Source organism: Prescottella subtropica, assembly GCF_005434945.1.
GTDB lineage: Bacteria > Actinomycetota > Actinomycetes > Mycobacteriales > Mycobacteriaceae > Prescottella > Prescottella subtropica.
In genome coordinates, this window is the sequence record NZ_SKCH01000022.1 from 1 (window position 1) to 19,122 (window position 19,122).

At 70.0% G+C, this 19,122-nt stretch carries 21 protein-coding genes; 9 read left to right on the plus strand and 12 right to left on the minus strand.

Annotated features, from left to right (window positions below; translation table 11 throughout):
• Nucleotides 1-405 precede the first annotated feature (405 nt).
• Nucleotides 406-942: a GtrA family protein gene (locus tag E0497_RS16375; protein WP_137725861.1), complete on the minus strand. Its 537-nt coding sequence runs from the start codon at nt 940-942 to the stop codon at nt 406-408.
• 106 nt (nt 943-1,048) lie between these two features.
• On the opposite strand from E0497_RS16375, the gene E0497_RS16380 reads away from it, so the two are divergent.
• Together E0497_RS16380 and E0497_RS16385 are read left to right on the plus strand one after the other, a co-directional pair.
• Complete coding sequence (locus E0497_RS16380) at nt 1,049-1,531, plus strand: hypothetical protein (protein WP_137725862.1); 483 nt, start codon at nt 1,049-1,051, stop codon at nt 1,529-1,531.
• A 13-nt stretch (nt 1,532-1,544) separates the two neighbouring features.
• The gene (locus E0497_RS16385; protein WP_137725863.1) at nt 1,545-2,003 is read left to right on the plus strand and encodes an SRPBCC family protein; all 459 of its coding nucleotides are present in this window, start codon (nt 1,545-1,547) and stop codon (nt 2,001-2,003) included.
• A 3-nt stretch (nt 2,004-2,006) separates the two neighbouring features.
• Here E0497_RS16385 and E0497_RS16390 read toward each other — a convergent pair whose 3' ends face one another.
• Nucleotides 2,007-2,822, minus strand: coding sequence for a hypothetical protein (locus E0497_RS16390; RefSeq protein WP_137725864.1), 816 nt, complete (start codon nt 2,820-2,822; stop codon nt 2,007-2,009).
• Nucleotides 2,823-2,887: 65 nt separating this feature from the next.
• Between E0497_RS16390 and E0497_RS16395 the strand changes: the two genes are divergently transcribed.
• The 3 genes from E0497_RS16395 to E0497_RS16405 are packed head-to-tail and all read left to right on the plus strand — an operon-like array spanning nt 2,888 to nt 5,365.
• Nucleotides 2,888-3,706 carry a DUF3097 domain-containing protein gene (locus tag E0497_RS16395; RefSeq protein ID WP_137725865.1) on the plus strand — a complete coding sequence of 273 codons (819 nt, stop codon included), beginning with the start codon at nt 2,888-2,890 and terminating at the stop codon, nt 3,704-3,706.
• Nucleotides 3,707-3,761: 55 nt separating this feature from the next.
• Nucleotides 3,762-4,193, plus strand: a complete 432-nt coding sequence (locus E0497_RS16400; protein ID WP_137725866.1) for an NfeD family protein — start codon at nt 3,762-3,764, stop codon at nt 4,191-4,193.
• 5 nt (nt 4,194-4,198) lie between these two features.
• The gene (locus E0497_RS16405) at nt 4,199-5,365 is read left to right on the plus strand and encodes an SPFH domain-containing protein (protein ID WP_137725867.1); all 1,167 of its coding nucleotides are present in this window, start codon (nt 4,199-4,201) and stop codon (nt 5,363-5,365) included.
• Between the two features lie 61 nt (nt 5,366-5,426).
• Here the strand turns inward: E0497_RS16405 and E0497_RS16410 are convergent, their stop codons facing one another.
• Both E0497_RS16410 and E0497_RS16415 read right to left on the minus strand, forming a co-directional pair.
• Nucleotides 5,427-6,089 carry a TVP38/TMEM64 family protein gene (locus E0497_RS16410; protein ID WP_241665934.1) on the minus strand — a complete coding sequence of 221 codons (663 nt, stop codon included), beginning with the start codon at nt 6,087-6,089 and terminating at the stop codon, nt 5,427-5,429.
• Nucleotides 6,090-6,113: 24 nt separating this feature from the next.
• Nucleotides 6,114-6,950 (minus strand): PaaI family thioesterase, encoded by an 837-nt coding sequence (locus E0497_RS16415; protein WP_137725868.1) that lies wholly within the window; start codon nt 6,948-6,950, stop codon nt 6,114-6,116.
• Between the two features lie 171 nt (nt 6,951-7,121).
• Here E0497_RS16415 and mutA point away from each other — a divergent pair, with 171 nt between their 5' ends.
• From mutA to meaB, 3 genes are read left to right on the plus strand one after another with little or no spacing between them, the layout of a single operon-like run.
• Nucleotides 7,122-9,035, plus strand: a complete 1,914-nt coding sequence (gene mutA, locus E0497_RS16420; RefSeq protein ID WP_137725869.1) for a methylmalonyl-CoA mutase small subunit — start codon at nt 7,122-7,124, stop codon at nt 9,033-9,035.
• Nucleotides 9,032-11,293: a methylmalonyl-CoA mutase gene (gene scpA, locus E0497_RS16425; protein WP_137725870.1), complete on the plus strand. Its 2,262-nt coding sequence runs from the start codon at nt 9,032-9,034 to the stop codon at nt 11,291-11,293. The genes mutA and scpA overlap by 4 nt, the downstream gene beginning before the upstream one ends.
• Entirely contained in the window at nt 11,271-12,281 is a 1,011-nt protein-coding gene (gene meaB / locus E0497_RS16430; RefSeq protein WP_137725871.1) for a methylmalonyl Co-A mutase-associated GTPase MeaB, read from the plus strand. Before scpA ends, meaB begins: the two co-directional genes overlap by 23 nt.
• 69 nt (nt 12,282-12,350) lie before the next feature.
• Here meaB and E0497_RS16435 read toward each other — a convergent pair whose 3' ends face one another.
• On the minus strand, nt 12,351-13,031 hold the full coding sequence (locus E0497_RS16435; protein WP_137725872.1) for a ScbR family autoregulator-binding transcription factor: 681 nt from the start codon (nt 13,029-13,031) through the stop codon (nt 12,351-12,353).
• A 67-nt stretch (nt 13,032-13,098) separates the two neighbouring features.
• Nucleotides 13,099-14,085, minus strand: a complete 987-nt coding sequence (locus E0497_RS16440) for a nucleoside hydrolase (RefSeq protein WP_137725873.1) — start codon at nt 14,083-14,085, stop codon at nt 13,099-13,101.
• 100 nt (nt 14,086-14,185) lie between these two features.
• Between E0497_RS16440 and E0497_RS16445 the strand changes: the two genes are divergently transcribed.
• Entirely contained in the window at nt 14,186-15,061 is an 876-nt protein-coding gene (locus tag E0497_RS16445) for a class II glutamine amidotransferase (RefSeq protein ID WP_137725874.1), read from the plus strand.
• On the opposite strand, the gene E0497_RS16450 is transcribed toward E0497_RS16445, so the two are convergent.
• The 6 genes from E0497_RS16450 to E0497_RS16475 all read right to left on the minus strand — a co-directional run bounded on the left by E0497_RS16450 (nt 15,062) and on the right by E0497_RS16475 (nt 19,115).
• On the minus strand, nt 15,062-16,309 hold the full coding sequence (locus E0497_RS16450; RefSeq protein WP_137725875.1) for a saccharopine dehydrogenase family protein: 1,248 nt from the start codon (nt 16,307-16,309) through the stop codon (nt 15,062-15,064). It abuts the gene before it with no gap.
• Complete coding sequence (locus tag E0497_RS16455; RefSeq protein WP_137725876.1) at nt 16,306-16,674, minus strand: DUF2784 domain-containing protein; 369 nt, start codon at nt 16,672-16,674, stop codon at nt 16,306-16,308. Before E0497_RS16455 ends, E0497_RS16450 begins: the two co-directional genes overlap by 4 nt.
• 27 nt (nt 16,675-16,701) lie before the next feature.
• A complete protein-coding gene (locus E0497_RS16460) occupies nt 16,702-17,097 on the minus strand; it encodes a universal stress protein (RefSeq protein WP_137725877.1) in 396 nt (131 codons plus the stop codon).
• 143 nt (nt 17,098-17,240) lie between these two features.
• Nucleotides 17,241-17,513, minus strand: coding sequence for a hypothetical protein (locus E0497_RS16465; protein ID WP_137725878.1), 273 nt, complete (start codon nt 17,511-17,513; stop codon nt 17,241-17,243).
• Nucleotides 17,514-17,775: 262 nt separating this feature from the next.
• Nucleotides 17,776-18,546 (minus strand): hypothetical protein, encoded by a 771-nt coding sequence (locus tag E0497_RS16470; protein WP_137725879.1) that lies wholly within the window; start codon nt 18,544-18,546, stop codon nt 17,776-17,778.
• Nucleotides 18,543-19,115 carry an RNA polymerase sigma factor gene (locus E0497_RS16475; protein ID WP_137725880.1) on the minus strand — a complete coding sequence of 191 codons (573 nt, stop codon included), beginning with the start codon at nt 19,113-19,115 and terminating at the stop codon, nt 18,543-18,545. Before E0497_RS16475 ends, E0497_RS16470 begins: the two co-directional genes overlap by 4 nt.
• Nucleotides 19,116-19,122: the final 7 nt, after the last annotated feature.

Below are 19,122 nucleotides of genomic sequence, written 5' to 3' on the forward strand. Positions count from 1 at the left end.
CGGCCTCCTCCGCCTCGCCGGCTGGACCAACATCGCCGAAGGGTTACGCCACCATGCCAGGCATCCGGATCACGCTGCTGCACTGGTTCTGACCTGAGGAAATGGGACTATTCCGGAGCCCTGGGTGATCGGGGACGATGAGTTTCGAGGTCGGGCCGAGTCCGTCTCGTCGTACCCGTTCGACGTCTTCTCCGGTCCCGACAGCTACGGCTACGGTTCCTACCGCGAGGTGACTGGGGTAAGTGGTGGATGGTGTTCGGCATCAACACCTTTCGGGAATTCATGGCGATGCGGGGTGTATTCGACGACTATCCCGAGGTCAACCTCTACCTGATCGAGAACTGGACCTTCGACGGCCGGATCCAGGAACTCGTCTACCGGCCGGTACTGCACATGTGAGGCGATTCAGGGCTCGGACTGGATCTCGCGCACGGCATCGTCCCGCTCCTGCTGTGGAACGACAGGTTCCGGGAAAACGAACTTGCGCATCGCCCACCAACGGAAGACCGTGGCGAGGAAGGTTCCGACGACGGTGGCGCTGACGAAGTCGGCGATGTTCTCCGCAGCGGGCGACACGTGCGGCGTCTGCAGGGCAAAGGCGTAGCGGGACACGGCCAGTGGTAGTTGGTTGATCACCAGGCCGATGCCGGCGACGACGAAGAATAGGGCGGCCTCGTGTCGACGCTCCCGCCCACCGCGGGCAGTGAACGCCCACTCGCGGTTGAGGACGTAGGAGAGCACAGTGGCGACGAGGACTGCTGCCACATTCGCTGTGATCGGCTTGCTCTCCAAGATCGTCCACTTCAATCCGAAGAACAGCACCGACGTGGTGACGAACGCGAGCGACCCCACCGCGAGGAACTTCACCAACTCGGCGTTGCGCACGAACGCAGAAAGCAACGGTGCGGGAATGCGGGACGCGACGATCCTGCCGAGGAACATTCGGACAGGCTACCGATCGACAGATGATCCGGTGTGGAAGCGCGTCTCGTCGCGGGCACGTCGTTTCCGAATGGAAACGCGCCCGTCCGGCCGCTAGGTTCGTGGGGTGACCGCGAGCCTCTATCACCGCTACGAGTTCACGTTCATCGTGCCGCTGTTGACGACGTCGCGGGAGGCGGTCGTCACCGAGGATTTCGATGCCAGGCTCCACGACCACGCCGGTATCCAACTGCTCACCGTGGTGACCGAGGGGATGCGGTGTGCGACAGCGGGAATGAGCCTCGTCGACCAGTTGGTGGCGGGGGGTGTGCGGCCCACGCGCACGCACCCGGATCTGGTGACACGGCAGGACATCGCCGACCGAGCGGGGGTGACGCGGCAGGCCGTCGGACAGTGGGTGCGTGGGGTGCGGCAGCGTGGCACCCCGTTCCCGGCGCCGTTCAACACTGTCTCCGGCGGCATCTGGTTGTGGGGCGATGTGTATGCGTGGCTGCGCAGTCGCGACTACGGTCGCGATACCGGTCTGCTGTATCCGACGCTCGACGAGCACGTCCGCATCGACCGGCACATCGTGATGAACCACCGCTGAAAAGGGGATAACCATGGCCGACGGGCTCGAGGTGACGCGCGACATCGCCGCCGCACCGGAGAAGGTGTACGCGGCGATCGCGGACGTCACCCGTATGGGGGAGTGGTCCGAGGAATGCCACACCTGCGAGTGGCAGGGCGGTGCCGACGGGCCGGCGGTCGGGGCGGTGTTCGACGGGCACAACCGCAACGGCGACCACGAGTGGACGACGCAGGGCACCGTGATCGAGGCCGATCCGGGCCGTAGTTTCGTGTTCGAGTGCTCGATGTACGGCACCCACTACGCCACCTGGGGCTACCGCCTCGAACCCGTCGACGGCGGCACCCGGGTCACCGAGTGGACCGAGGATCTGCGCACCGACGAGGCCCGCACGTTCGGGGCGCGGGTGTCCGGCGTCGAGGATCGCGTCGCCCGCAACGAGCACACGATGGGCGGCACCCTCGACCGGCTCGCCGCCGCCCTCGGGAACTGACGGTCAGACCCGCGAACGGCCGCTGCCCACGCACGCGGTGACGGCCGCGACGCGGGCCGTCCGGACCGCCGTCCACAGTGGCCGCAGCAGCGCCTCGCGGGCGGCGGCACTCGACGCCGACGGGGCTTCTGTCGGTGAATCCTGCTCGGCGACCGCGAGAATCGACGCCACCTGGTCCGCCGAATCGAGGATGCGCAGCGCCCGGGTGGGGAGCGACTCGGGGTAGCGGTGGTGGGCGCGGTCGTCGAGGGCCTCCGCGATCCGGCGTCGCGGATCGGTGCCCGGCCGGCCGGTGTGCACCGACGAGATCTGCAGCAGCGCGTCCGCGGCGTCCCGGATCGCCTCCCGCATCGTGTACTCGGCCTCCCCGAGCCCGATCTGTTCGACGCTCGCCGGCACCGTCGCGACAGGGAACACCGTCCAGCGCAACACGTCCGGACCCTCGACCACCGGGACCAGTCCGATACCCGGCCCGCCCGCCGTCCCGACCAGCACACCCTCGCCGGCGTCGAGCGCGGCCCGTGCGAACCCGGTCGCCGCGGGCAGTCCGCGGATGTCACCGGGTGCGGGCAACGTCAGCCGCAGCTCGGCGCCGGGGGCCTCGACGGCGTGCCGCAGCAGTCGCAGCAGGATCGGTGCGCCGCCGTCCTGGACACCCGGCCACGCCAGATCCGTCGACAGGGCCGTCGCCGCGTCGGACGCGGCCACCAGATGCATCGGCGCCCACCCGTGCAGGGCGTCGATCACGTCGTCGGGGGCGCTGCCGCCGGCGAGCCACGATCCGGCCCACAGAGTCAGCGTCGCGCTGGGAGAACTCACGCATTCCAGGATAGGCGGCGTGGCGGGGCCGTCGCCGCGGCCGCCGTCGCCTAGCGTGGACGGGCGTGAACGCGCGCAACAACTACGGCGACATCTTCGCCGGCCACTCCCGCAGACAGAAGCCCGTGATCCCGCAGGTCGCGGCCGAGAAAGACCTCGTCGTCGAGGATGCGGCCACCGGGTTCTGCGGGGCCGTCGTCGGCTTCGACCGCACCTACGACGGGGAGTTCGTCCGACTCGAGGACGCCGGACGCCGCACCCGACTGTTCGCGATGCGCGAGGCTGCGTTCCTGATCGACGGCCGGCCCGTCACCCTCGTCCGCCCTGCCCCGCAGGCACCGAAGCCGCAGCGGTCGGCATCGGGTTCCACGAAGGTCGACGGGCTGCGGGCCCGCACCGCGCTGCCCAGCCGGATCTGGGTGGAGGGCGTGCACGACGCCGCCCTCGTCGAACGGGTGTGGGGTCACGACCTGCGGGTCGAGGGCGTCGTCGTCGAACACCTCGAGGGCCTCGACAACCTGGCCGAACGGTTGGTCGAGTTCGGGCCCGGACCGGGCCGCAAGGTCGGGGTGCTCGTCGACCACCTCGTCACCGGATCCAAGGAGGACCGCCTCACCCAGGGCCTCGGTCCCTACGTCATGGTCACCGGCCACCCCTACATCGACGTGTGGGAAGCGGTGCGGCCCAGTGCTGTCGGCATCGACGCGTGGCCGCGTATTCCCCGCGGACAGGACTGGAAGACCGGCATCTGCGACACCCTCGGCTGGGGCACCCCGCAGGACGGCTGGCGCCGCGTCTACGGCGCCGTGAACAGCTTCCGTGACCTCGAGGCCCCCCTCATCGGGGCCGTCGAACGGCTCGTCGACTTCGTGACCGTCGACTGAACTGCGGGACGTCCGACCCGAGCGGCGATAAGTCCGTTCATGGTTGGATGGTGGCGTGGCAGCATTGATGTGGCTGGTGGCGGGGATATTGCTGGCGGCCGCGGAGGCGTTGGTGGGGGAGTTCTTCCTGCTGATGCTCGCGGGCGGCGCACTGGTGACCGCCGGTTTCAGCGCGGTGACCGATGTCCCGGTGTGGGTCGACGCCGTCGTGTTCGGCGTCGTGTCCCTCGCGTTCGTGCTCGGGGTGCGGCCGGCCCTGTTGCACCGCTTCGCCACCCCGCCGCTGACCGCGACCAACGTCGACGCCCTGCCCGGCAAACGGGCCCTCGTCCTCGACGAGGTCGCCGAGCACAGCGGCACGGTCAAGCTCGACGGTGACGTGTGGACGGCTCGTCCACTCGACGTCACCGAGGTGTATCCACCGGGGACGACGGTCACGGTGATGGAGATCGACGGCGCCACCGCCGTCGTATGGAGGGGACCCTAGAAGACATGGCAGCACTGATAGTTCTGGCGGTACTGGTCGTACTCGTCGTCGTCCTGGTCGCGAAGTCGGTGGCCCTGGTGCCGCAGGCGGAGGCGGCCGTGATCGAGCGGCTCGGCAGCTACGCGCGGACCGTGTCCGGGCAGTTGACGTTCCTGATGCCGTTCGTGGACCGGATCCGCGCCAAGGTGGACCTGCGCGAGCGGGTGGTGTCGTTCGCGCCGCAGCCCGTCATCACGCAGGACAATCTGACCCTGTCGATCGACACGGTCGTGTACTTCCAGGTCACCAACCCGCAGGCCGCGGTGTACGAGATCAGCAACTACATCGCCGCCGTCGAACAGCTCACCATCACCACGTTGCGCAACGTCGTCGGCGGGATGACGCTCGAGGAGACACTCACGTCGCGTGACTCGATCAACGGCCAGCTGCGCGGCGTCCTCGACGAGGCCACCGGACGCTGGGGCCTGCGCGTCGCCCGCGTCGAACTCAAGAGCATCGATCCGCCGCCGTCGATCCAGGAGTCGATGGAGAAGCAGATGAAGGCGGACCGCGAGAAGCGGGCCATGATCCTCACCGCCGAAGGCCACCGCGAGTCGTCGATCAAGACCGCCGAGGGTGACAAGCAGAGCCAGATCCTTGCCGCCGAGGGCGCCAAGCAGGCCGCGATCCTCACCGCCGAGGCCGACCGGCAGTCCCGCATCCTGCGCGCGCAGGGTGAGCGGGCCGCCAAGTACCTGCAGGCGCAGGGTGAGGCCAAGTCCATCGAGAAGGTGTTCGCGGCCATCAAGTCCGGCAAGCCCACCCCCGAGATGCTGGCCTACCAGTACCTGCAGACGCTGCCCGAGATGGCCAAGGGCGACGCCAACAAGGTGTGGCTCGTGCCCAGCGACTTCGGGGACGCCCTCAAGGGATTCGCGAAGACCCTCGGCGCGCCCGGCGACGACGGCGTCTTCCGGTACGAGCCGCCGCGCACCGACGACCGCGACCTGCCCCGCCCGGAGGACGACTCCGACGAGGTCGCCGACTGGTTCGACATGAAGCCCGACCCGGCCGTCGAGAAGGCCGTCCGCGCCGCCGAGGCCGTCGCCCGCACCCCCGTCGAGGGCCCGCTGTCCGGGTCCGCGCTCGACGACGGCGGCCGGCACGGACAGCTTCCGCCCGGTCAGGCGTAGACCGCGGACCTGACGGAAAGACTCGAGCCTCGATCCCCACGGATCGGGGCTCGAGCCTTTACTACCGGTCGGCCGACGTGTCGCGGGTGATCGGGGTGCGGGCGTCGAGCAGCAGGCCGGCGACACCGGCCGCGATGCACACCCCGGACACCACCAGCAGCATCGGATTCGCGTTCCCGGTGAGCGCGTCGCCGAGCAGGACGACACCGATCGTGCCGGGCAGGATCCCGACCACCGTCGCGAGCGTGTACGGCACCAGCCGGACCGACGACACCCCGCAGCAGTAGTTGACCACCGAGAACGGGACCGCCGCGATCAGCCGCAGCGATCCGACCGCGAGCCAGCCGCGCCGCGACAACCGGTCGTCCACGGCCCGCACCGCCGGATGCGTCAGGTGCGCGGCGACGGCGTCGCGGCCCATCGCCCGCACGATCAGCAGCGCCAGGACCGCGGAGATCGTCGTCGCCGCGATCGTCACCGCCAGCCCGGTCGCCGCCCCGAACAGCACACCCGCACTCACCGTGAACAGGGTGCGGGGGATCGGCGCGATCGTCACGACGGTGTGCACCAGGAAGAACACGAGCGGAAACACCGGGCCCACCGCGTCCGCCCACGCCCGGATCTGCTCGATCGACGGGAGCGGCACCAGGGTGGCCGCGACGAACAGCGCCACGAGCACGACGAGGGCACCGAGCAGTCGGGGGTCCCGCAGTCGTGTGATCACGATCGACCAGGGTAGACGCCGCATCTATCGGGCCGGGACGGTCGGCGTGGACGGTCGCCGGCACGTCACGGTCGCGACCGCGCACACCCGGCCGTCGCCGCCGGTGCTCGTCACCCGCGCCACCGCGACCGACCGTCCGGCACGCACCGTCTCGGCGGTGAACACGACGTCGGTGTCGACCGGGGCAGGCCGGAAGTAGTTGATCCGCAGCGATGCGGTGTGCATCGGAGTGTCCGGCGTGGACACGGCCGCGTTACCCGCCAGGTCCATCGCGCACGCCTGGATGCCGCCGTGCATCACGCCGAGTTTGTTGGCGAGCGCCGGATTCGGGGGCACCGTCAGCCGGACCCCGTCGGTGCGGTCGAGGCGTCCGCCGATCCGGGTCAGCGGGGACACCGACGCCGGCGGAATCGCGGAGACGGCGGTGAGCGGGCGCACGACGGCCCCACTGCGGTCGGCGCCGCCGTCGACGAAATTGCCCCACGCGGTGCCGGTGGCGATCAGCGTCCCGGCGGCGTCCCGGATCTCGGCCGCGCTCACCCCGCCGTCACCGGTGACGGCCACCACACGCCCGTCCGCGCACAACCCCGGTCCGGCCCATCCGGTCGGTGTGACAAAGTCCACTGACAGGTCCGCGGTGACGAGTCCGGCACGGGTGCCGCGACGGTCCCACAGGGTGAAGCCGAGAATGTCGTCGACGAGGATGCCGAGCGCCGCGGTCGGGGAGGTGATCCGGGGGTCGAGACCGTCGATGTCCATGGTCAGACGGTTGACGCCGTCGAGTCGCTGCGGGGCGCTCATCCGGAACAACCGTTGCGGGGTGATCACGACGCCGTCGTCCAGGATGTTCGCCACGCTCATGAATCGAGGCTAACCAACGGAGGGTGGCCTGACACCGGCCGACGGGCGGGTGCGGTTAGCATCACAGATCAACAGGACGGAAGAGTCCTTTGTAAGTCCTATTGTTCTGTCCGATCGGAAAACCCGTTCGCCCTCCGGTGGACGTGCATGAGAGTGAGAGGAAGCAGCCTCGTGTCATCAGCTTCACAAGCCGAGGACGCTGCGCGCGCCTACTCGGAATGGCAGCAGGCCGTCGCCGGTGTGCTCGCCAAGTCGCGTCGAGTCGACGCCGCCGAGCTGGGCCCGGAGCCGCAGAAGCTTCTCGAGACCACGACGTACGACGGGGTGACCGTCGCGCCGCTGTACACCGGCCGGGACGAGCTGCCCGAGGCCCCGCTGCCCGGACAGTTCCCGTTCGTCCGTGGCGCGACCGGTACCCGCGACGTCAACGCGGGCTGGCTGGTGGCCGCCCAGTTCGGCCGTGGTGGAAACGATGTCGCCGCGGTGAACCGCACGATCCTCGACGGCCTCGGGAACGGTGTGAGCGCCGTGACGCTGACCGCCGGTGCCGCCGGTGTCCCCGTCGCCGCGCTCGACGCCGCCCTCGAGGGTGTGCTGCTGGATCTGGCACCGCTGACCCTCGACGCCGGGGCGGACGCCGCCGCGGCCGCGCAGCAGCTGTACACGCTGCTCGACGCGCGCGCCGCCGCCGGTGACGGCGTCACCGACCGGGCCGCGATCCGCGTCGGCCTGGGCGCATCGCCACTGACCGACGCGTTCTCCGGTGCCGCCGGTGTCGACGTCGACACTGCCGTCGCGCTCGCCGCAGCGGCTGCCGCCCGCACCGAGACGGTTCGTGCGCTCACCGTGGACGGCACCGCCTTCCACAACGCCGGCGCCTCCGACGCCGAGGAACTCGGTGCCGCGATCGCCGCCGGTGTCGAGTACCTGCGGGCGCTCACCGCGGCCGGTCTGCCGATCACGCAGGCGCTCGGGCAGGTCGAGTTCCGGCTCGCCGCCACCGACGACCAGTTCCAGTCCGTCGCCAAGTTCCGTGCCGGCCGTCAGGTGTGGGCGCGGATCGCGCAGGTGTGCGGTGCGTCCGACGCCGGTGCCGCCGTGCAGCACGCTGTCACGTCGGCGGCGATGATGTCGCAGCGTGACCCGTGGGTGAACATGCTCCGCACCACGCTGGCCGCGTTCGGTGCCGGTGTCGGCGGCGCCGACTCGGTGACCGTGCTGCCGTTCGACGTCGCCCTGCCCGCCGGTGCCGCCGGGGTGTCGACGTCGTTCTCCGAGCGCATCGCCCGCAACACGCAGCTGCTGCTCCTCGAGGAGTCGCACCTGGGCCGCGTCCTCGATCCGGGTGCCGGTTCGTGGTACGTCGAGCAGCTGACCGAGCAGGTCGCCGGCAAGGCGTGGGAGTTCTTCCAGCAGATCGAGGCCGTCGGCGGCTACCGTGCCGCGCTCGCCGCCGGTGTCGTCGCCGAGAAGGTCGCCGCCACCAAGGCTGCCCGCGACTCCGACATCGCGCACCGCCGCACCGCCGTCACCGGCGTCAACGAGTTCCCGAACCTCGGCGAGGACCCGCTGCCCGCGGGTGCCGCGGAGGCCGGCACCGTCGCGGCCGGGGTCACCGTCGCCCGCTACGCCGCCGCGTTCGAGGCGCTGCGGGATCGCTCCGACGCGTTCCTCGCCGCTCACGGTGCCCGCCCGCGGGTGCTGCTGGCGCCGCTCGGCTCCGTCGCCGAGCACAACGTCCGCACCACGTTCGCGTCGAACCTGCTGGCCTCCGGTGGCATCGAGGCCGTCAACCCGGGTCAGCTGGACCCGACCGACGGTTCCGTCGCCGCCGCCGTGAAGGAGTCGGGCGCGTCGATCGCGGTGCTGTGCGGCACCGACAAGCGGTACGGCGAGCAGGGCGCTGCCGCCGTCGCCGCACTGCGGGACGCGGGTGTCGAGCAGGTTCTGCTGGCCGGCCCGGAGAAGATTTTCGCGGAGGCCCCGGACGCGCAGCGCCCGGATGCCTTCCTCACCGCTCGCATCGACGCGGTCGCGGCCATGACCGCGCTGTTCGACGCTATCGAGACTGGGAGCACCAAGTGAGCACCAACGAGGTCACGCACGAGATCGGCAGTTTCGCCGACGTCGCGCTGACGGACCCGCAGTTCCCGGCCCCGGCCGCCCCCACCGCGGAGCAGGCCGAGACGCTCGTCGAGAACCTCGCGGCCGCGAACGGTTACACGCCCGAGCAGGTCGTGTGGTCGACGCCCGAGGGTATCGACGTCAAGCCGGTGTACACCAAGGCGGACCGGGACGCCGCCGAGGCGTCGGGCTACCCGCTGGGCAGCCATCCCGGTGCGGCCCCGTTCCTGCGCGGCCCGTACCCGACGATGTACGTCAACCAGCCGTGGACCATCCGCCAGTACGCGGGCTTCTCCACCGCCGCCGAGTCCAACGCGTTCTACCGCCGCAACCTCGCGTCCGGTCAGAAGGGCCTGTCGGTCGCGTTCGACCTGGCCACGCACCGCGGCTACGACTCCGACCACCCGCGCGTGCAGGGTGACGTCGGTATGGCCGGTGTCGCGATCGACTCGATCCTCGACATGCGTCAGCTGTTCGACGGCATCGACCTGTCGCAGGTGTCGGTGTCGATGACCATGAACGGCGCGGTGCTGCCGATCCTGGCGCTGTACGTCGTGGCCGCCGAGGAGCAGGGTGTCGCCCCCGAGCAGCTGGCCGGAACCATTCAGAACGACATTCTGAAGGAGTTCATGGTCCGCAACACCTACATCTACCCGCCGAAGCCGTCGATGCGGATCATCTCCGACATCTTCGCGTACACGTCGGCGAAGATGCCGAAGTTCAACTCGATCTCCATCTCGGGCTACCACATCCAGGAGGCCGGTGCGACCGCCGACCTGGAGCTGGCGTACACGCTGGCCGACGGCATCGAGTACATCCGCGCCGGTCTCGACGCGGGTATGGACATCGACAAGTTCGCGCCGCGGCTGTCGTTCTTCTGGGCGATCGGCATGAACTTCTTCATGGAGGTCGCCAAGCTGCGTGCCGGGCGTCTGCTGTGGGCGGAGCTGGTCGAGAAGTTCGCGCCGAAGAACGCCAAGTCGCTGTCGCTGCGCACCCACTCGCAGACGTCGGGCTGGTCGCTGACGGCGCAGGACGTGTTCAACAACGTCTCCCGCACGTGTGTCGAGGCGATGGCCGCGACGCAGGGGCACACCCAGTCGCTGCACACCAACGCGCTCGACGAGGCGATCGCGCTGCCGACCGATTTCTCGGCCCGCATCGCGCGCAACACGCAGCTGCTGATCCAGCAGGAGTCGAACACGGTCCGGCCGATCGACCCGTGGGGCGGCTCGCACTACGTCGAGTGGCTCACCAACGAGCTCGCGAACCGGGCCCGCGCCCACATCGCCGAGGTCGAGGAGGCCGGCGGTATGGCGCAGGCCATCGGTGAGGGCATCCCGAAGCTGCGCATCGAGGAGGCCGCGGCCCGCACGCAGGCCCGTATCGACTCCGGCCGGCAGCCGCTGATCGGCGTCAACAAGTACGTGCCGGACGAGCCGGACTCCATCGAGGTCCTCAAGGTCGACAACACCAAGGTGCGTGCCGAGCAGCTCGCGAAGCTGCAGCAGCTGCGTGCCGAGCGGGACGAGGCCGTCACCCAGGCGGCGCTCGCCGAGCTGACCCGCGCCGCCGCCTCGACCGAGGGCGGTATGGAGAACAACCTGCTCGCTCTCGCGATCGACGCCGCCCGCGCCAAGGCGACCGGCGGCGAGATCTCCGACGCGCTCGAGAAGGTCTACGGGCGTCATCAGGCCGAGATCCGGACCATCAGCGGTGTGTACCGGGACGAGGCCGGAAAGGCGGGCAACATCAGTTCTGCAATCGAACTCGTCGAGAAGTTCGCCGAGGCGGAGGGCCGCCGCCCCCGCATCCTCGTCGCGAAGATGGGCCAGGACGGTCACGACCGCGGCCAGAAGGTGATCTCCACCGGCTTCGCGGACCTCGGATTCGACGTCGACGTGGGACCGCTGTTCCAGACCCCCGAGGAGGTCGCCCAGCAGGCGGCCGACGCCGACGTCCACATCGTCGGTGTGTCCTCCCTCGCCGCCGGTCACCTCACCCTGGTGCCGGCACTGCGGGAGGCTCTCGCGGCGGTCGGGCGCCCCGACATCATGGTCGTCGTCGGTGGCGTCATCCCGCCGGGTGACTTCGACGAGCTGTACGAGGCCGGTGCGGCCGCGATCTTCCCGCCCGGAACCGTCCTCGCCGACGCGGCGATCGGCCTGCTGGGCAAGCTGTCGGTGCAGTTGGGGCATGATCCGATTGCCGCCGACTAGTCGTCCGCCGCTGGACCTGGACGCGCTCGGTGACGCGGTCCTGGCGGGCTCGCGAGCACAGATCTCCAAGGCGATCACGCTCGTCGAGTCCACCCGGGCCGATCACCGGGAGCAGGCGCAGCAGCTGCTGCTGCGTCTGCTCCCGCACGCCGGAAACGCGATGCGGGTCGGGATCACCGGTGTTCCGGGTGTCGGCAAGTCGACCACCATCGAGGCCCTCGGCATGCATCTGCTGTCGCTGGGCCACAAGGTTGCGGTCCTCGCGGTCGATCCGTCGTCGACCCGCACCGGCGGGTCGATCCTCGGCGACAAGACCCGGATGCAGAACCTGTCGGTGGAGCCGAACGCGTTCATCCGGCCGTCCCCGACGTCGGGGACGCTCGGCGGCGTCGCGAAGGCGACCCGCGAGACGATGGTGCTGCTCGAGGCCGCCGGCTACGACGTGATCCTCGTCGAGACGGTCGGTGTGGGGCAGTCGGAGGTGACGGTCGCCAACATGGTCGACACGTTCACGTTCCTCACCCTCGCCCGCACCGGCGACCAGTTGCAGGGCATCAAGAAGGGTGTCCTCGAGCTCGCCGACATCGTCACCGTCAACAAGGCGGACGGCAAGCATCAGTCGGAGGCGCGGGTCGCCGCGCGGGAACTGTCCGGTGCGCTGCACCTGATCTACCCGCACGACGCGCTGTGGCGCCCGCCGGTGCTGACGATGAGTGCGCTCGAGAACGACGGCGTCGACCGGTTCTGGGACGAGGTGCTGCGGCACCGCCAGGTCCTCGGCGACGCCGGCGAGCTCGAACGCAAGCGGCACCAGCAGCAGGTGGACTGGACGTGGTCGATGGTCCACGACCAACTGCTGCGCCGCCTCGAATCGAACGAGCAGGTCAGGGCGATCCGCGGCGGCGTCGAGCAGCGGGTGCGGGAGGGATCGCTCACCGCGGCCCTCGCCGCCCGCAGCATCCTCGACGCGTTCGACGGCACGCACTAGATCCGACGTCTCGGGTCCCGCACCTTCCGAAGGTGCGGGGCCCGAAACGTATGTGGGACGGGCGCGCTGTCAGGCGCAGGCCGGTTCCGCGACCGGGGTGGCGTCCCGGATCGATTCAGGTCGCTGCCAGCGGGCCGCCCGGATGTCGGCGAGTTCGCGCGGATCGCGGGTGGCGGCGACGGACGGCAGCAGCAGCTGCCACATCTCGTCGATCCGCTGTTCGAGATCCTCCCGCCGGGTGAGTACCTGGGAGACCAACTGGACGCCGGTGAACGCCTCCGCGAGGAACCGGGCCAGGGTGTGCGGGTCGATGCTCGCGACGATCTGCCCGCGCGCGACCCCGGCCTCGACGATCGCCCGGCTGCCCGCGATCCAGTCCCGGTACGGCCGGTCCCGCCCGGACGTGGACCCGAACTCGAGGACGAGCCGGATGCCCGCGCGCACGATGGGATCCTCGACGATCTGCCGTGCCGTCTCGTGCGTGAGCATGACGAGTTGACGCAGGGCGTCCGTGCCCGCCGTCGAGATGGCCGCGACCGTGTCGAGCGATGTGCGGTGCTGCTCGTCGATGACGACGCTCGCGAGGTCGTCCTTGGATTGGAAGTGGAAGTAGAGGGCGCCCTTGGTGGTACCCGCGCCGGCGACGATGTCGCCGAGGCTCGCGCCCTCGAATCCGCAGCGCTCGAACATGCGCGCCGCTCCGGTGATGATCTGCTGCCGTGTCGCCACAGCTCTGGCCTGCTTTACCATGAAATTACCTTTCCCCGACTTCGGGGAAACGGTACCAGTATCAGACCTAACGTTCGGTCGGTCTCGGTCAGTTGCCCAGGATGCGGGCGAACCCGGCCAGGCGTCGGACCAGATCGTCGACGAACGCGTCCGGGTCGGCGTCGACGACGATCCGGGCGTTCGGCGGCCGGCCCCACAGGCCCGCCCGGTCGGCGACGGTCTGGCCGCGGGTGATCCGTCCGCCGGTTTCGACGTCCACCGTCGCCGTGCGGTAGCGGGCGATGCCGGGGTCGAGGGCGACGGCCGCCGCGAACGGATCGTGCAGGTGCGCAAGGACACCGTAGCCGTGGTCGCGGTGGAACTCGAAGTAGAAACGCAGCGCGTCGGTGACGAGGCGGACGAGGGGATTCGCCGCGGTGCCCGTGAGCACGGACAGTCGATGCAGGTGCTCGGGACGCAGGATCATCCGTTCGGTGATGTCCAGGCCGCACACGATCGGGGCCCGCTGCGGTGGGACGACGGAGAACGCGGCGAACACCTCGGCGGCGGCCTCCGGATCCACCGAGATGTTCCATTCCGCAACCGGTGTCGTGTTGCCGGGATGCTCGAACGCGCCGCCCATGATCACCAACTGCCGGAGTCGGTGCGGCAGGCCGGGATCGGCGCGGAGCGCCAGCGCCAGATTCGTCAGCGGTCCGGTGACCAGTCCGGTCAGTTCACCGGGACGCTCGCGGGTCAACTCGATCCACGCGTGGGCCGCCGACCGGTCGGACGGCGCGCGCACCGATCGGGGGAGGGTCGCGTACCCGAGACCGTGCGGGCCGTGGGTGTCCTCGGTGGTGCGCAGCGGCGTCGACAGCGGGCCGTCGGTGCCGGCCGCGACCTCGATGTCGGTGCGCCCGCACAACTCCAGCAGCGCCAGATTGTTCGCGACCACCTGCGCGGTGGGCACGTTGCCAGCGGTGGACAGCACGGCGACGACGTCGACGTCGTCGCGGGCCAGGAGGTAGAGCAGCGCGATCGCGTCGTCGATGCCGGTGTCGACGTCGACGATCAGTTCGGTGCGGCCGGTCACGTGTCGAGGCTAGAACGGACGGTCACCACATGTCGCGGAGAGTCGCCGCGCGGGTCCATACTGACGGGGCCCCGGTCTCGGGGCGAGGAGGACGACCGTCATGTGTCGACTGTTCGGGTTGTCCGCGGCACCGCACCGCGTTCACGCCACCTTCTGGCTGCTCGACGCCGAGGACAGTCTCGCCGAACAGAGCCGACGCATGCCCGACGGCACCGGCCTGGGCACGTTCGACGCCGACGGCACGCCGCGCGTGGAGACGCAGCCGCTCGCCGCGTACGAGGACCGGCAGTTCGTCCGCGAGGCGCGGGAGCGCCGGTCCCGGACGTTCGTCGCGCACGTGCGGTACGCCACCACCGGGGCCGCCGTCCCGGCCAACACGCACCCGTTCGAACAGCAGGGCCGGCTGTTCGCCCACAACGGGATGATCGAGGACCTGCCGGTGCTCGAGGCCGAACTCGGCCCCTACCGGGACCTGGTCGGCGGGGACACCGACTCGGAACGGTTCTTCGCGCTCGTCACCCGCCGCATCGACGAACACGACGGCGACGTCGCGGCCGGGATCGCGTCGGCCGTCGGCTGGCTCGCCGACACCGTGCGCCTGCTCGCCCTGAACTTCGTGCTCGTCGACGCCGACGACCTGTGGGCGTTCCGATACCCGGACGTCCACGACCTGCTGGTGTTGCAGCGTCGTCCGGGCGGCAGCAGCGGCCACCGGCACTTCGACCACGCGAGCGCCGCCGGCACCGTCCGCGCCCGGTCCGGGGAACTGTCGACGCGGCCCGCGGTCGTCGTGGCGACCGAGCAGATGGACGAGGATCCGGACTGGGAATCGTTGCGTCCCGGCGAACTCCTCCACGTCGGGCCACGGCAGGAGGTGTCGCGGACGATGATCCTGGACCGCCCACCGGCGCACCCGATGACACTCGACGACCTCACCGGCCGGGCCGCCGCGGCGCAGGCACCGAGCAGTCGCTGATCACATCCGCCGCACCGCGATCTCGAATCCGGCGTCGCGGAGTCGGTCGACGAGCACGTCGCCGAGCCCGGTGGCGGGGGTGAGGACGCCGCCCGGCGAGTCGGGGAGGGCGTCGTGCTGCAGGGCCAGGGACAGGGCGGATTCGCCGAGCATCACCGCGGTGGCCGCATAGCCGGGGTCGCCCTGCGCGGCGACCCGGCAGCAGTAGCGGGCGCCGGACGTGGTGGCGGTGTGCACGTCGATCGTGAAATGGCCGCTGCGGCGGGACTTCTCGCTCGGTCCCTCGCCGGGCTTCGGGAGCACCCGGTCGAGCAGCCAGCGGGTCGGTGGGAAGGCGAGTCCGGCGACCGCCGCGCCCATGCCCGCGGCCGTCCCACCGGCGAGCAGCGCCGACAGCGGCGACGAGCCGACGTTCATCACCTCCCGGTACCGGAACAGCCGGCCGTAGCCGTAGCCGGTGAGCGCGTTGCTGCGCCGCACCACCCGCGTGTTGTACGGGCCCATGAAGAACGGGGCCTTCCACCCGGGCATACCGGGTGTGATGTCGGAGCCGCGGACGACCGCCGCATCGGACTGCCGGCCCAGCGCCGGTTCGGACACCGGATCCGGGCTCAGCGAATACGGCGACAGGGCCAGCTTCCGCAGTCCGGCATCGTGTGTGACGGCGTCGATCTGCATCCGCAGCGAGTCGATGGTGCCGCCGCTGAGGCCACCGCGGACCGACGTCACCACCAGTGTCGTCTCGGTGAGATCACCGGCGTCGTCGGCGCGCACCTGCCGGTGCAGTGCATGGACCCCGAGATCCGACGGGACGGAGTCGAACCCGCACGAATGCACGATCCGAGCCCCCGTCGACGCGGCGACGTCGTGATACCGGTCGATGCTCTCGCGCACGAACAGCACCTCGCCGGTGAGATCGACGTAGTCGGTGCCGGCCTCCGCGCACGCCCGGACCAGCGGCAGCCCGTACCGCGCGTACGGGCCGACGGTCGACGCCACCACGTGCGTGGCGGCGGCCAGGTTGTCGAGGGAGGCGTCGTCGGTGGCGTCGGCCCGCAGCAGCGGCCAGCCCACAGCTGCGGGGCCGAGACCGGCGCGGACCCGCTCGAGCTTCTCGACCGAGCGTCCGGCCAGCCCGATCCGGGTGCCCGCGGGGGCGTGTTCGGCGAGATATTCGGCCACGAGACGGCCGACGAATCCGGTGGCGCCGTAGACGACGACGTCGAGATCGCGTGCGCGTGAGGTCATGGAGGCGACCCTACGTGCCCGCGCAGCCGGGCGAACCCGATCCAGGAGACGAGCACACACACCGCGACGAGAACCTGGACGAGCGTCGTCGCATCCGCCGGATACACGACACCGGTCAGGTAATGGGCGATGAACCCGTCCGACGGCAGTGGCGGTTCGCCGCCGCGGGCGCGCGCCCAGTTCTCCAGATAGGTGAGGGGACAGTCGAATCCGGCGGCGACGATGCCCGCCGCCCACGCCGCGGCCGCCACGTGCAACCAGATCGTCCGCCGCCACCGCCACGCCAGGAACCCGCCGGCCACGACATAGCCGATGAACAGCAGATGGACGAGCACCGTGACGTCCACCAGCAGCCGGTACGGCATCGGGCACCTCCCACGGCGGGGACAGAACTAATCGAGCGGTTCCTTGACGACGAGCACCGGCACCTCCACCTCGAGCAGGATGCGCTGCAGGGGACGGGCGAGCAGGAACTTGCCGACCGCATTCCGGCGGGGGCTACCGGCGACGAACAGGGATGCGCCACTCGCACCGATCAGATCGATCAGGGCACCGACCCGGTCCCCGCTGTGCTCGGCGGTCCGCAACTCCCACGGCGACCCACCGACCCCGTCGGCGTCCAACACCGACTGCACCGCCGACCGCACCGTCTCGGGCTCCGCCGCCGACGCATCGTCCACGATCTGCAGCACCAGCAACTGCTCCCGCCGCTGCATCGCCGCCCGCGCCGCATACACCGCGGCCCACCGGCCCTCCGGAGTGTCGTCGAAAGCGACGGCGATGACCATGAAGCCTCCCGGGCGGGTCGAAACGGGATGTGTGGGTCCAGTATCCCAGCAGGAACGCGGAGACGGGCCCACAGATGCCCCCGATGTGACCTTCTTTCGAACGACCGGTCGTGGTTCCTGCCGTCACACCCGCGGCGAGCGGGTCAACCAGATCCCACGGGAACGTCCAGGCGATGGTGGACACGGCTGACGACCGGTAACCGGGCGATCGCGTAGTCGGCGTCGGCCTTGGGAGTTCCGGATCGGGTGAGCGGAATCGACGGGCGGACAGCACGACCGTCACGGTCGACCAACCACAGCAACTCGCACGGCGTCCCGGGGGTGCACTGACCGGAGGGTGGCCGGCGCGTCATCCCGAACCAGGACTCGATCCACCATCCCTGCGGATCCGACTGCTCCGACAGCGTGGTCAGCACGTCACCGAGATTCCCCTCGCGTCGTACTTCGTCGACCAGTTCTGTGGTGCCGGAGGCGGGAAACGACCCGGAAACATGCCTGGTCCGAGACAAGTTGCTTCCGCAGCAACCTGCGCCGTCTGGGGGCTCTCCGGTGGCCGTTCGTGCAGATAGAGCACACCGGCAGTCGTAAGCCCCGCCGCCATGGCAACGACACCGACGCTCCTCACCCTCATCGCGTCGATGGTAGAGCCCTGTGCGGAGGAGCGTGGGGATGTTGCTTCTAGAAATTCGGGCCGATCTCGATGCTGTCGACGACCGTTCCGTCGGCGGCGTACCCGGTCAGGACCGGGCGGGGACTGCCGACGTCCGGCATGGGAAACCAGCCGAAGAAGCTGCCGTCCGCGAGAATCGTGGGAAGTATCTGTCCGGTGCCCAAGCGCAGTTCGGCGCGTACAGCCGTTCCTGCCATTGCGTCGTAGGCAAGTGTGGAGGGAATCTGCGAGCCGTCGGCATCGGTGCGGTAGGTCGCGACCATCGCACCCGAACCGTCACCGAATGCGCCGTCATCGTCGTGTCGACACCGGCTACCGAGGTCGGTGAAATCCGACGGGCCGGGTTGTTCGGCGCTGGCCGTGCTCTCGAACACCGGGGTCACGCACCTCCGGTCGCCGACACCACGTGCAATGAAAACGCTGAACACGGTCCCGTCGGGTCCGGGAACGGAGGCGACGCGTTCGGCAGTGGCCGGGTCCACCGGAGTTGCCTCAGGTCCCGCGCCTGGGCCCGGGTTCTTCCAGACGGAGTAGTGGTCGGTGAAGGCTTTCGGCATCAGCCCGGTGGCGGCTGCGGCGCCGATCCCGCCCACTGTGAACAACGCTGCGGCGAGAGTAACCGCGCCGACCTTCTTCGACCGTCCCGAGGGAACTGCCGGCGCGGATGTCGTTGCCATGATGCGGGCTTGTTCGGCGGCCTGGAGGTGCTGCGGCCACAGGCTGTCGGCCCGGGCCTCGGGGCGCATGGCTTCGAGGGTCTTCAACAGGTCTTTCGTCATCGGATACTCCTCGGCTCGGTGGCGGTCTGTACGGAGATCGGGGCTGTGGGTTCGGCAGCAGCGGGGCCGGACTGCAACCGATGTCGGGCACGGAACAGTCGCACGTGCATGGTCGGAACGGAGCAGCCTGCGACATGGGCGGCTTCGGTGGTGGTCAACCCGTCCCATGCGGTCAGGAGCAGCGCCTCACGTTCGGTCTCGGTCAGAGCTGCGAGTGCTGCGAGGACCTCGGCGCGGTCGGTGACGGTGATGTCGGCGCCCGGCGCGGATCGTGCGACCCGCTCGACACGGAACATCTTCTCTGTCAGCGCATCACGACGCCGGGCGCTGCGATTGTGGTTGGACATGATGTTCCGGGCGACGACGAGCAGCCAGGGCAGCGCACGGTCGGGGACGTCCGGCAGTCGCCGCCACGCGACCATGAATGTCTCGGACACCACCTCTTGCGCGGTGTGATGATCGACGTGCCGGCAGGAATAAGCGGACACTTGGCCGACGTGGTCGTTCCACAGCGACGTGAATCGCGCGATGTCCCCCGGCGCCGGCGATCCCGGCTGTTTCTCTCCCATACCGAGT

Excerpts from the sequence above, each read along its gene's own strand:
- E0497_RS16375 (WP_137725861.1), bottom strand. The coding sequence starts at position 942 with ATGTTCCTCGGCAGGATCGTCGCGTCCCGCATTCCCGCACCGTTGCTT.
- E0497_RS16385 (WP_137725863.1), top strand. The coding sequence starts at position 1,545 with ATGGCCGACGGGCTCGAGGTGACGCGCGACATCGCCGCCGCACCGGAG.
- E0497_RS16405 (WP_137725867.1), top strand. The coding sequence starts at position 4,199 with ATGGCAGCACTGATAGTTCTGGCGGTACTGGTCGTACTCGTCGTCGTC.
- E0497_RS16415 (WP_137725868.1), bottom strand. The coding sequence starts at position 6,950 with ATGAGCGTGGCGAACATCCTGGACGACGGCGTCGTGATCACCCCGCAA.
- meaB (WP_137725871.1), top strand. The coding sequence starts at position 11,271 with ATGATCCGATTGCCGCCGACTAGTCGTCCGCCGCTGGACCTGGACGCG.
- E0497_RS16435 (WP_137725872.1), bottom strand. The coding sequence starts at position 13,031 with ATGGTAAAGCAGGCCAGAGCTGTGGCGACACGGCAGCAGATCATCACC.
- E0497_RS16445 (WP_137725874.1), top strand. The coding sequence starts at position 14,186 with ATGTGTCGACTGTTCGGGTTGTCCGCGGCACCGCACCGCGTTCACGCC.
- E0497_RS16450 (WP_137725875.1), bottom strand. The coding sequence starts at position 16,309 with ATGACCTCACGCGCACGCGATCTCGACGTCGTCGTCTACGGCGCCACC.
- E0497_RS16455 (WP_137725876.1), bottom strand. The coding sequence starts at position 16,674 with ATGCCGTACCGGCTGCTGGTGGACGTCACGGTGCTCGTCCATCTGCTG.
- E0497_RS16460 (WP_137725877.1), bottom strand. The coding sequence starts at position 17,097 with ATGGTCATCGCCGTCGCTTTCGACGACACTCCGGAGGGCCGGTGGGCC.
- E0497_RS16470 (WP_137725879.1), bottom strand. The coding sequence starts at position 18,546 with ATGACGAAAGACCTGTTGAAGACCCTCGAAGCCATGCGCCCCGAGGCC.
- E0497_RS16475 (WP_137725880.1), bottom strand. The coding sequence starts at position 19,115 with ATGGGAGAGAAACAGCCGGGATCGCCGGCGCCGGGGGACATCGCGCGA.